Origin of the sequence: Porphyromonas sp. COT-108 OH2963 (assembly GCF_000768895.1) — a bacterium.
GTDB classification, from domain to species: Bacteria; Bacteroidota; Bacteroidia; order Bacteroidales; family Porphyromonadaceae; genus Porphyromonas_A; species Porphyromonas_A canoris.
The window spans coordinates 1-12,545 of the sequence record NZ_JRAP01000013.1 but is presented as its reverse complement, the minus strand read 5'-3'; the positions used below and the strand labels follow the sequence as shown (position 1 = coordinate 12,545).

Below are 12,545 nucleotides of genomic sequence, written 5' to 3'. Positions count from 1 at the left end.
GAGATGGGAAAAACCATACTTCACAGACCTTTCTTTGCCCAGCTACTCAAGTATAGTGTTGTAGGGGCGTCTAATACTGTCCTAACAGCCGGAGTCATCTGGATTGTTCAGGAAATTCTGATCTGGTCGCCCTCCATAGCCAATGCATTGGGCTATTTGGCCGGGCTTATCAATGGATTTATCTGGAACAGCCGATGGACTTTCTCCAGCCGGATGAGTGTAAAGAGGCTTGTCTCTTTCGTTTCCATTTTCGGCTTCTGTTACGTCATACAGTTTTTTGCATTCCACTCCTTCAATGCGTGGGAGGCTTGGTGTGATCTCATCAGACTCGTTACGCCGAAATATATTTTCGTGAATCAGCTGGCCTCTATGGGTGTCTTCACGACTTTCAATTTCTTATTGAACAAATTCATTACCTATTCTCGGAGAATGGAGTAGTGAATTTGAAAGAAAAACTGCATAGCGATTTTTATATATTCCATCCCGAAAAACACCTCCAAAACCCCGATTGATTTTTTCGCTCTCTCCTCTTGTTTTGAGAGGGTGAGCAAAATGTTAATTTGGGGTCTTTTTGTTTACATTTATTGGCTGTATTATTGAGAAAAAAGAGTGAACGTACTAAACGTTTCGGCTTAACGTGTTTAATTTTTCAGTAAACACGTTTATTGATTTCATTAAACACGTTTACCGGATTCACTTAACACGTTTAGAAATTTTATTCATAGTGTTGATAGTGAGATTTTTACCTGTTTTTGAGCGCAAGATGATGGTTTTTAGGAGCTTTTCTTTATTAGGAAATGTTTACACGAGATCGGGATAAAATTCACCTCTATTAACGCGAAAAAGGGCGATGAAACGGACGAAGGAAAAATTTTTTCCGAATTTGAGATTTTTAGTATCTGATTGTTATTCATATGTTTATGATTTTATCTCCTCTTTTCTGACGAGCAGGCAAAAATTTTTTCGCCCTGTCCGGAAAGTTTTTCGAGCCTTCATTTTTATATAAAAGTTCCTCTGAGGTTCCTTTTTATTCAGGATCTGGATGAGTAGTTTTTTGTACTTTACATTCCGCTTTAATATCTTTGTTGCAGGACTGCCAAACCATTTTTCGGAGAGTCTTACCGATGAAGAGTATCGGTAAAACAAGTGCTCCGAACAAGATATAAACAGAGAAAGCTATGAGGCATCTTACACAGAGTGAGATAGAAGTGCTGTTGCGGAATGGATGTACTTCGGAGGATTGGGATAAGATTACGGTATCGGAGAACTTTTTGCCGGATCGCTGTCGGAGTGTAACCTTTATCGGGGAGTGTCGGATAGGGGATCTGTCCGGGTTTAGATCTTCCGAACATGGTTTCCATATCCCGAATGGTATCCGCAATGCCCTTATTCACGACTGCACCATAGGAGACAGAGTCTGTATAGAAAACGTGCATGAGTGTATCTCCAAGTACGATATAGGTAATGATGTGACGATAAAGAATGTCAATATCATAGCCATGAAAGGGGAGAGCTCTTTCGGGAACGGCTTGCCTGTGAGTGTGCTCAGGGAAACGGGAGGAACGGAGGTGATTTTGTGTGATCTGCTCACCTCCCACACGGCTTACCTGATGGCGGTGACGGCAACGAGAGACAGTCTGCTTCGCAGCCGGCTTCACGAGCTGTTCGCAACCTATGCAGCACAACGGCGGAGCAGTAGAGGGAAGATAGAAGATGGTGTCCGGATCAAGCATACGGGGAGTATCCTGAATGCCCGCATCGGAGCCGGAGCAGTGATAGAAGGTGCCACGTATGTGGAGGAGTGCAGTGTGAACAGCAGACCGGATGCACCCGTCTATATCGGACACAGTGTTATGGCAAAAGAGTTTATAGCCTCTTCGGGTTCGAGTATGAGCGGAGGGGCCACGATACAACGCTGTTTCATAGGGCAGAGTACCCGGATAGATCACCTTTATTCCGCACATGACTCTCTTTTCTTTGCCAATTGTCAGCTCGAAAATGGCGAGTCGTGCGCTGTGTTTGCAGGGCCTTACACGGTCTCTATGCACAAGAGCAGTCTGCTTATAGCCGGGCATGTCTCTTTCCTTAATGCCGGCTCGGGCTCCAACCAGAGCAATCACTTGTATAAGCTTGGTCCTATTCATCAGGGCGTGATAGAGCGTGGATCCAAAACGACGAGCGACTCTTACATCCTTTGGCCATCGCGTATAGGTCCTTTCAGTCTCATTATGGGGCGACACGTGCACCACGTCGATACGTCAGACTTCCCCTTTTCTTATGTGATAGAGAACAACGATGAAACCTATCTTGTCCCCGGTGCCAACCTTAGAAGTGTGGGTACAATCCGCGATGCAAAGAAGTGGCCTGCACGAGACAAACGGGAACAGGAGGGGCGGTTGGACTGTATCAACTTTAATCTTCTCAGTCCGTACACCATTTCTAAAATGGTAAATGGTCATCGGAAACTGAGTGAACTGAGAAGCTACATCGGTGAGCATGGCAAGACCTATATATATAGGAATATAAATATTCGCTCGGCTGCTCTGGAAAAAGGGCTCGAAGCTTATCGCATGGGTATTGTAAAGTTTATCGGAAACTCCCTTATACAACGGTTGCAGGAGCGTATCCCGAAAAATGGAGCGGAGGTAGATGAGGTGCTGAAGCCGGATCATGATACCGGGCTGGGCGAATGGGTGGATCTTTGCGGACTGATAGCTCCTCAAAGATTGGTGCAGGAGATATTGGAAAATATTCGCAGTGGTCTCTATAAAACGCCTGCGGATCTCAATAGGGCTTTTGAGCATCTGCACGCTTCCTATTATGATCTGGAGTGGGACTGGTCTTACAATCTGCTCAGAGAGTGGTACGGACTCTCGGAAAAGGAGGTGCTCACCGTGCCGTTCCTGATAAAAGTGGTGGAGGAGTGGATGCAGGCGGTTCTCTCTTTGGATAGAATGCTCTATGCGGATGCCTGTAAAGAGTACAATATCGCTTCACGCATATATTTCTCTTCTGTCCCGGATGCCGAAAGAGGGGAGAGCAGCGTGGAGGATAATCCTTTTGTGCAGGAAGTATTAGACCATATCCGGCGAAAAGAAGCTTTGGGAAACGAGACCATCCAACGGCTTAAATCCTTGTGAATAGTAGTGTAAATGCTCTATGAACCCTCTTTATATCCTTCTTTTAGTAAGGAAAAACAGTGTGTCGGATAAAAAAGAAGGAGAGGGGTTGCAGAATTAAAATATCTATCGTATATTTGCAACGTAGATGGTTCAATTGGGAACTCTCAATTGATTAAAAGGGAATCCGGTGAGAATCCGGAACAGTACCCGCTGCTGTAATCTACTTGATGTTTTATCTTCGGATAGCATCACAGTTTGCAGAGAAACCACTGGTAGATGCCTGAAACGTAAAGACGTTCGAGACGAGGCTATCTCTGGGAAGGATGCAAATGGAGTGTAGAGAGTCAGAAGACCTGCCTTTTACGACTGATGGACACCTGCGGGAGACGGGCCTACATCAAACAAAGACATAGTTACGCATAAGAAACAGTAGTTTTTTGTTTGATAATGTTAGTGTTGGTCCCCGATAGGCTGTGGTTAGTCCGTCGGGGATAATTTTTTATATACGCACACGTAATTCATATATACACCATTGATGGACCAACACTAACGGTCATTCAATTATTTTTCTACTTCTTTAGTCGCGGGTGCCTACAACAAGTGTGATACTCCTTGTAGGCCCCCTTTTTTTAGTCGTTAATTATTTGTACGTGTAGTTGGTTCTTTTGACAGGAAGGAGCAGCTCGTAAAGAAGAGGTTTATACCTCGAAAACAGAATAAGAGAAGGTCGAGGATTTGGCTCCACAACGCCTAATCCCGACTTCTCTTAGTTTGCAGGATTGCGTGTGGGTATATGGTTTGGTATGAATGACAGTATGACAAAAAGATATTTGGCTTTAGTGTTACCGGTGCTGGTCGCTATTTTTTTTGCTTTACCTCTTTTGGCGCAGGGTAAATCCGTAGCTCTGCACGGTGTGGTGTATCTTGATGGTAATCCTACGAAGGGTATAGATGTCCGGCTTGAACCTGTGGGAAAACAGGTGAAGACCAATAAATCCGGCAGATATATCTTCTCTCCTGTCGTTCCCGGTACTTATACCGTTGTGGCTCAACTGCCTGGAGGAGATAGGGAAAAAGCTGTGGTAACCGTAGGGCAGACCAATAAACTGCAACACTTCTACTTCAACACCAAGACAGGAGTATTGGGAGAGGTTGCCGTTACTGCTGTTCGCAAGACGGATCGTTTGAGATTGGATCCCATAAAAACCGAAGTGATAGATGTCTCTCAATTCCACGAAAAGGCAACGAATATCCAGAATCTTCTTAATGCAAGTCCCGGAGTGCGTCTTCGTAATACGGGAGATGTCGGGGCAAGAAATGAGATCACCATCAATGGTTTCAGTGGCAGGTCTATAAAACTGATGCGGGACGGTATCCCGATAGACTACCTCGGCTCCAGCTTCGGACTCACAAAAATTCCGGTCAATGCCGTAGAGCGCATAGAGGTTTATAAGGGTGTGCTACCAACCGAAATAGGGATAGATGCCCTCGGAGGGGCTATCAATCTGGTCAGTAAGACCCCTCAAAGCTCGGAAGTCGAGTTGTCTTATAATATAGGTAGCTTTGGTTCCAATATTGCGACTCTTAATGCCATGAGAAGAATGGGCAGGCATATCTCCGTTGGAGTGTATGCTTTCGGCAATTTGGCTAAGAACGACTATCCGGTAAAAAATCTTCCCATCACGGATGAGGCCACCGGACGAAATATGCTTATAGAGGCAAGACTTTTTCATAATGGATTCAAGCAGTACCATGCGGAAGGATTTGTGAATGTGGAACAGCTAAGTTGGGCGGATCTGATACAGTTCAGGCTGACATCTTTCGGTCTACACCACGATATTCAGAATGACTTTACTACACGCAATCAGCCTTATGGACAGGCCTTTAGAAGAGAGCATGCCAAACTGATACCCTCTTTGACCTATCGTAAGAGCCTGTTTGAAGGCAAGCTCAATGCTACCCTGTTCGGAGTTTATAGCCATATCAACAACAATATGGTGGATACTCTGAGAAACACCTATTACGATTGGCGCGGAGTTCCGCATAAGGGCGTTGCTTCCAGTGGAGAGATGTCGGGAGGGCAGAAATCCATACCGGGTAAAGTGGGACTGGAGAGTAACAGCTACAATACCATACTAAGATCTCTTCTGAATCTTGCTCTCACTTCGGAACAAAACCTGACACTGAATGTGATGTACAATCATGTCCGATTTATCAGAGATGATTATGACGCTCCTTCATACTTGGGTAAGTATCGTTACGATCGTTTAATCACCGGACTGGGACACTCTGGAACATGGTGGAATGGAAGGCTAAATACGATACTTCAAGCCAAACTCATCACGGCTCAAACGCATGATGATACCTATAACGAACCTGCCGTATTTAATAAAGGAGTGAGTCTTTCTCTTTCCGGAAAGTATGATATTACACCGAGATTCCTATTAAGATCATCTTTTGAAAAGACCTACCGGATGCCGGACAGGGCGGAGATCTTTGGAGATAATTCATTTATAGTACCCAATCTCAAGCTTGCCCCGGAACAGAGTAAGAATTTCAACATCGGTCTGAAGTGGCACAAGCCGGGACAGTATAATTTTGAGTTGAACTCCTATTTCAGGCATACGGAAAATCTTATCAAGATGAAGGAGATCAACCAATATCAAGGACAGTTCTTAAATTTACAGAGTGTCAAAGGTTTTGGCTTGGAAATGGATGGATATATCAGGTTATTTGATGCAGTAAAAGTGCATGGGAATCTGACCTACAACGAGTTCCGATACAATGGATCCATGAACAATGTGCAGAATGATAATCACTACAAAGATGCGAGAATAAGCAATACACCATTTTTCTATGCCAATCTTGGGATAGAGTATGCGTTCAAAAGTCTTTTTGGAAAGCGGAACAATACCCTGAAAACATACTGGCAGTACAGCTATGTACACCAATATTATCTCGATTTTATAGAGCGACGTTTTGAACCGGATGGATTTCTGGGTCTTTTCGGAGAGTCTAAGATCAATACGAACAGAATTATTCCCAATCAACATGTACATACCATTGGAGCATCTTACGATACCGAAATCAGAAAGCATCGTATCAAACTGGGTTTGGAAATACGTAACCTCTTCGACAGAGAGGTGTATAACCATTTCAAGATGCAGAATGCCGGACGAAGTATTTGGGCTAAGATGGTCTATCTGATAAGATGAATAGATATACAACCACATTAAAATTAAACACACATTATGATGAACTTTAGGAAAATTTCTTTGGCACTTCTAACCATGTGCCTTTTTGCATTTACCGCTTGTAATACCCAAGGTCCGGACAAACCGAACAATGGAGACGAGCAAGAAGCTATTCCGTACATTTTATCGGCAGAGGATGCATCCAATGCGGACATTACCCGCTTCTATGCGTTTGATCCGACAAAAGTGTTGGGTACGACAGAGACTTATGATCTCATAGCTAAAACAGATCTGTTTACCAACTCGGATCCTTCCACCTCCGCAGGGCACCACTCATTGGGAAAGTATTTCTTTGCCATGGCAAAGGATAAAAAAGGGATGTCTGCCACTCCCGGTGTATTCCGTTTGACTCTCAATGACAAGAAGGAAGTTGTGATAGATGAGAGCTTGACGATAGTGAAAGGAAGCTTTTACCCTAAGCGCCTTGGCTTTTTGGATAAAAACACTGCATTTTACAGCAGAGAAGACAAGCCAAGGGTAATAAGCATTTTCAACCCTTACACCATGCAGCTGACAGGTGAAATAGACTTTAATGAAGCTATCAAAGCATTCAAGCCGGATGCCAAGTATGTGGACGAAAAAGGGAATAACCTTGTTCGTACCGGCTCATTCTCGATAGATGCAAGAGCAGGTAAGCTCTTTGTCAGCGTGGTATTTCTCAATGGTAAGTCTTTCAACGAAATTGGCGAAGAGTACGACAGTTATTATGTAGCTGTTGCCGATATTGCCACTAAAAAGGTAGAGAAGATTATTTCTTATAAAGGTGTTCGCAACGTGGGTATTGTGCAGGCAGAAAACTCACCTACAAGCATAGACGAAAAGGGTAATATCTACTACCTCTCTTGGGGATGGAATGGACGAGGAGTTCAAGGAGACTCGAAAGTTTTCCGCATAAAGGCGGGAGCTACCGAGTTTGATGACAACTGGGAGTTCGATATTCAAAAAACATTCGGCAACCATCGCATAGCACAATCTATGATTGCTTATAACGAAAAGATCTATCTTCATATTTCCAAAACCGACTACAGGTTTGGAACAAAAAATACAGATAAGATAGAGATGGAGTATTACGAACTCGATCCGGCAACAATGACCTACAAACAACTTCCTATACCGGCATCCAATATCTCTTCACGTATGAATGTCTTCAGCGTGGTAGATGGTAAGCTGTTTGTCTGCGTACCAAACAGAGAAGAAGGTAAGTTCAACGGACTTTACTCCGTAGATAAGGCAGGTAAGGTAGAGAAGGTCATGAGTGTGAAGAATCAATACCGCCCCGTACGCCTTTATAAGCTCACAAAGGAGTAAGATCCTTTATTTAACACATCATCAATAGGAGATACCATGTCATCTTTGCTTTTAGATTTCCGGCTGTGAAAACAGTCGTGGAAAGAATAAAGAGGATGACATGGTGTCTTTTTTCTTTTTGAAGGAGATAATCCATACATTTACTCCCATATAATTACTTTTTGCTACGGATATGATGCGTAGCTAATACTTTTTTCTTTACAGATTACAATATGAAGTCAACAGTAAAGATCTCTCTGATAACTTCGGTGGTTTTGCTTCTTTTTGTTGCAGCCGGTTGGTTCATCTGGGCAAGGTATCTCTCTCCTACCCGTATAGCTCTTTACGCATTCAAGACATACAGGGCGACGGATATAGCTTTGTCGAATAAAAACCCGATGATACACTTCGATGCTTACGAGCAGGAGGATGTGGACAAGCTTAAAGGGTACGACTTTATCATCTGCAATGGTATGGGGCTTCGGCTTTCTGCGGAGGAGCGTGATGCTTTGCAACGTTTGGCAAGTAAGGGTGTCCCTATCATTATGCACGCTTCCACCGATAGCAGGAACGAAATGTGCAGCATGGATAGTATTCACTGTGCTACCATTTCGGCTTATCTCTCTGCGGGAAACATGGTCAATTACCAAAACATGGCAAGCTATGTCCGGAAGTATATAGACCGAAAGAGTTTCCGAGTCACGGATCCTGAACCGCCTACCGAGAGTATAGAGGAAGTTTTCTTTGATCTTGAAGAGGGTGTGCACTTCTTTACGATAGACGAGTACGATGCCTACACCAGGAAAAAAGGCTTGTACAAAGAGGGTGCAAAGCGAGTGGCTCTCGTCATCGGCTTGCACAATCCTTTCAGAGGAAACAAGCAACACCTCGACAGCATCATCGTCTCCATGAGAAACGCAGGGCATAATGTCTATCCTATTTTTGCCAAAGACAAAAGGCTGGAGATGCTAAAGTCTGCCAATCCTGATGCTGTCATTTACACGGCAATGGGTCGTCTTTCCATGGGAGAAGGGGACGAAGTGGTAGAGTGGCTCAAAGAGACCAATATCCCACTGTTTACACCTCTTACCAGCTTGGAGTTGGAAGAAGATTGGATGGCTAATCCGATGGGACTCGTTGGCGGTATATTGGGACAGGGAGTGGTGATGCCGGAGATAGACGGAGCTGTTTACCCTTATGCTCTGATTGCACAGGAGAAAAACAGAGAAGGCTTTTATCTCTTCAAAACCATACCGGACAGACTTCGCACTTTTACCGATATTGTCTCCCGGACAATAGCTCTCAAGGGCAAGAAAAACTCAGAAAAGAAGCTCGCCATCTACTTCTTCAAAGGAGCCGGACAGCAGACACTTTTAGCGCAGTCCCTCGAAACCATTCCATCTCTTCACAATCTCCTTTTGCGTTTGAGAGCAGAGGGGTATAAGGTAGAGAATCTTCCCGAAACACCGGAAGAGCTTGGACGAATGCTCATGTCTCAAGGCGTTATCCTTGATCCTTATGCAGAGGGAGTACAGCAGGAGTTTCTCCAAAAGGGCAATCCGGCTCTCATCAAAAAGTCTCTCTATGAAGAGTGGGTGAAAAGCTCCATATTCCCGGAGAAGTACAAAGAAGTAACAGACCTTTACGGCGAAGCTCCGGGAAGCTATATGAGTACTGAAGCAGATGGAGAGCCTGCCATTGCAGTGGCTAGACTCGACTTTGGAAACGTTGCGCTGCTTCCACAACCAATGGCAGCCGTGGGCGACGATGCGTTTGCCATCGTTCACGGAGCAAAGTCTCCACCTCCACACCCTTATATTGCCTCATACCTCTGGATGCAGCATGGCTTCAAGGCAGATGCTGTTTTGCATTTCGGTACACATGGCAGCCTTGAATTTACACCGGAGAAGCAGGTTGCTCTCAGCAGTGCAGACTGGAGTGATCGTCTTATCGGCTCAGTTCCCCACTTCTATTACTACACCATAGCAAACATCGGAGAGTGCATCATAGCCAAACGCCGCACCTACGCAGCCATAACCTCATACCTTATGCCGCCGTTCATGGAGAGCAATACGAGAGGGCAGCTGGCGGATCTTCAAGGCAAGATACGCGCTTACTTCAAGTCCCCCGATCCTAAAGACAAAGCTTCGATAGCGGTAAAAGAGAGTGCCATGGCACTTGGAATACACCGCTACCTCCGTTTGGACAGCATTCCTGCCAAGCCTTATACTCAGGAAGAGATAGAGCAGATAGACAACTTTGCCGAGGAGATTGCCAATGAGAAAGTAAATGGCGAGCTGTACATCACCGGCGTACCTTATTCCAAAGAGAAGATTCTTACCACCGTCATGGCGATGAGTGCGGATCCCATTGCTTACAGTATTGCACGCATAGACCGCCTCTCCGGCAAGGTGGATACGGAAAAGCTCCGCAGCAACGTCTATTTTACGGAGCATTATCTCGCTCCTGCAAAGTCGGTCGTTCGGCAGATCCTTTCCGGCAGAGCTGTCGATTCTCTTTTCGTTAGCAGTGTTATCGGAGTCTCTCCGGCTGAAATCCGTGAGGCACATACACTATTGGCACCGCCCAAGCGAGCAATGGGGGGAGGACGTATGCCGAAAGAGGTGCGCCAACATACTAAGGAGGAGAGAGAGAAAGCTTTTGCCATTGTTGAGGCGGAGCGTACTCTCTACGATGTGACAAAGTATAAGAACGCATTGGAAGAGAGTCCCGAAGCCGAGCTAAAAGGAGTATTGAATGCTCTTGCCGGCGGATACAATGCTCCCTCTTCCGGAGGTGATGCCATCGCCAATCCGTCTGCCGTCCCGACGGGCAGGAATCTCTACTCCGTGAATGCCGAAGCCACTCCCACCGAGAAGGCTTGGGAAGATGGTATCTCTCTGGTCAATGCCACTCTTGCCCGATACAAGAAACAGCACGGAGACTATCCGAGGAAGGTGAGCTTCACGTTCTGGAGCGGAGAGTTTATCGAAAGCGAAGGTACTACCATTGCCCAGGCTCTTTATATGTTGGGCGTGGAGCCTGTGAGGGACTCTCACGGACGGGTAACGGATCTCAGGCTCATTCCTGCTTCCGAGCTTGGACGTCCCCGTATAGACATAGTGGTACAGACATCCGGACAGTTCCGCGACCTTGCCGCATCTCGTCTGATGTATATCACTCGTGCGGTGGAGATGGCAGCCGAAGCCAAGGATGAAGGCTATGAAAACAAGGTGAAGTCTTCTTCCGTCGAGGTCGAGCGTCTGTTGGTGGAGCAGGGCGTCTCTCCGCAAGAGGCACGGGAGCTTTCCACCAAGCGCGTCTTCGGAGGACTCAATGGCATGTACGGCACCAAGATCAAGGAGGTCATTGCAAGTAGCGATCGCTGGTCTTCCGATGAGGAGATCGCCAATGCCTATATCAACAATATGGGAGCAATGTATGGAACAGAGGAGGAGTGGGGAGCATTCAACGAACACCTCTTCAGGGCTGTGCTGCATGATGCCGATCTGGTGGTTCAGCCTCGTCAGAACAATACCTGGGGAGCGTTGAGCCTCGATCATGTCTATGAGTTCATGGGAGGGATCAACGCAGCCATCCGCAGCGTGACGGGGAAAGATCCGGACGCTGTCTTTGCCGACTATCGCAACCGCAACAACATCCGCATACAGGAGTTGAAAGAAGCCATCGGAGTGGAAGCACGTGCCACCATACTCAATCCGAACTTCGTGAAAGAGACCCTCAAAGGCGGTGCGAGCAGTGCTCAAGGCGTGCTCGATGTCGTCTCCAACACATTCGGCTGGAGTGCCACCAAGCCCGATGTGATAGACAACGAACTATGGGACGAGATGTACGAGATGTACGTGAAAGATGTTCACAATCTCGGCACGAACGAGTTTTTCAAAGAGATAAATCCGGCATCATTCCAAGAGATCACAGCCATCATGCTCGAAAGCAGCCGCAAGGGTATGTGGAAAGCCTCGCCGGACAAGGTGGCGCATCTTGCAGAGCTGCATGCCGGGTTGGTCAAAGAGTTCGGATCCGCCGGCAGCGGATTCTCTGCCACCAACCCCAAGCTGCAGGAGTATATTGCACAACAGCTCCGTCCGGACGAGGCAAAGAGCTACAACAACGCGCTCTCCAAGATGAAAAATGCCGCCGCCGTTCCCGAAGCAGACAAAGAGAGTGTCCGGCTGCAACGAGAAAACCTCACCCACTCTCACCTCTCGGACACAAAGACCATCCTCACCAACAGCATCGTCATCGCCATCGGAGCCATCCTGCTCTTCTTCTTTATTCTTGTCGTGATAAAGAAAAGACGCCGATAAGCAACATCCGAGAGCGGCACCGAGCCGATCCGAACCCCAAAGAGACCTCGAACAGACCCCTTCGAGGTCTCTTTTTTTTCTCCCGAAAGATCCCATGAAAAGCCCAACCGTCATACCCTGAAAACGGACAAAACTTACACCTCGGCGCAAGTCAAAAAAAACTGCCTGCCGAGAGAGAAAAACTTTCATACCCGTGAAAAAAATCTCCATACGCACAAAAAATCCCTTCCATACGCACAAAAATCTCCTCCCATTCGCACAAAACCTCCTCCCATTCGCACAAAAATCTTCTCCCTTTCGCACAAAAATCTCCTCTCTTTCGCACAAAAACCTCCTCCTTTCCGCACAAAAACCTCCTCCCATTCGCACAAAAATATATTTTTGTGCGCAGCCAAAAATATGTCCGCAAGCATAAAAAATATTTCCCATTCGTATAAAAATATATTTTCCTGCCTATGAAAATATATTTTTATGCCCGGATCGCCACAACTCTTATGCTAAAGAAAATACTTTTTCTGCGCACGCAGATATTTTTTCGTCCGCATGAAAATTTT

General features: G+C 46.0%; 5 protein-coding genes and 1 riboswitch. All 5 genes read left to right on the top strand.

Annotated features, from left to right (window positions below; translation table 11 throughout):
- Positions 1–3 precede the first annotated feature (3 nt).
- The 5 genes from HQ39_RS07555 (at position 4) to HQ39_RS07535 (ending at position 11,991) form a co-directional block, all read left to right on the top strand.
- A complete protein-coding gene (locus tag HQ39_RS07555; RefSeq protein WP_052079534.1) occupies positions 4–438 on the top strand; it encodes a GtrA family protein in 435 nt (144 codons plus the stop codon).
- 740 nt (positions 439–1,178) lie between these two features.
- Positions 1,179–3,140, top strand: coding sequence for a DUF4954 family protein (locus tag HQ39_RS07550; protein ID WP_036865170.1), 1,962 nt, complete (start codon positions 1,179–1,181; stop codon positions 3,138–3,140).
- Positions 3,141–3,251: 111 nt separating this feature from the next.
- Positions 3,252–3,498, top strand: a riboswitch (cobalamin riboswitch).
- 439 nt (positions 3,499–3,937) lie between these two features.
- Positions 3,938–6,337, top strand: a complete 2,400-nt coding sequence (locus HQ39_RS07545; RefSeq protein WP_160216118.1) for a TonB-dependent receptor — start codon at positions 3,938–3,940, stop codon at positions 6,335–6,337.
- Positions 6,338–6,376: 39 nt separating this feature from the next.
- On the top strand, positions 6,377–7,684 hold the full coding sequence (locus tag HQ39_RS07540) for a DUF4374 domain-containing protein (RefSeq protein ID WP_036865165.1): 1,308 nt from the start codon (positions 6,377–6,379) through the stop codon (positions 7,682–7,684).
- A 212-nt stretch (positions 7,685–7,896) separates the two neighbouring features.
- A complete protein-coding gene (locus HQ39_RS07535; protein ID WP_036865162.1) occupies positions 7,897–11,991 on the top strand; it encodes a cobaltochelatase subunit CobN in 4,095 nt (1,364 codons plus the stop codon).
- Positions 11,992–12,545: the final 554 nt, after the last annotated feature.

What these genes read in the sequence shown, in the direction of transcription:
- HQ39_RS07555 (WP_052079534.1), top strand. Translation starts at nt 4, where the DNA reads ATGGGAAAAACCATACTTCACAGACCTTTCTTTGCCCAGCTACTCAAG.
- HQ39_RS07550 (WP_036865170.1), top strand. Translation starts at nt 1,179, where the DNA reads ATGAGGCATCTTACACAGAGTGAGATAGAAGTGCTGTTGCGGAATGGA.
- HQ39_RS07545 (WP_160216118.1), top strand. Translation starts at nt 3,938, where the DNA reads ATGACAAAAAGATATTTGGCTTTAGTGTTACCGGTGCTGGTCGCTATT.
- HQ39_RS07540 (WP_036865165.1), top strand. Translation starts at nt 6,377, where the DNA reads ATGAACTTTAGGAAAATTTCTTTGGCACTTCTAACCATGTGCCTTTTT.
- HQ39_RS07535 (WP_036865162.1), top strand. Translation starts at nt 7,897, where the DNA reads ATGAAGTCAACAGTAAAGATCTCTCTGATAACTTCGGTGGTTTTGCTT.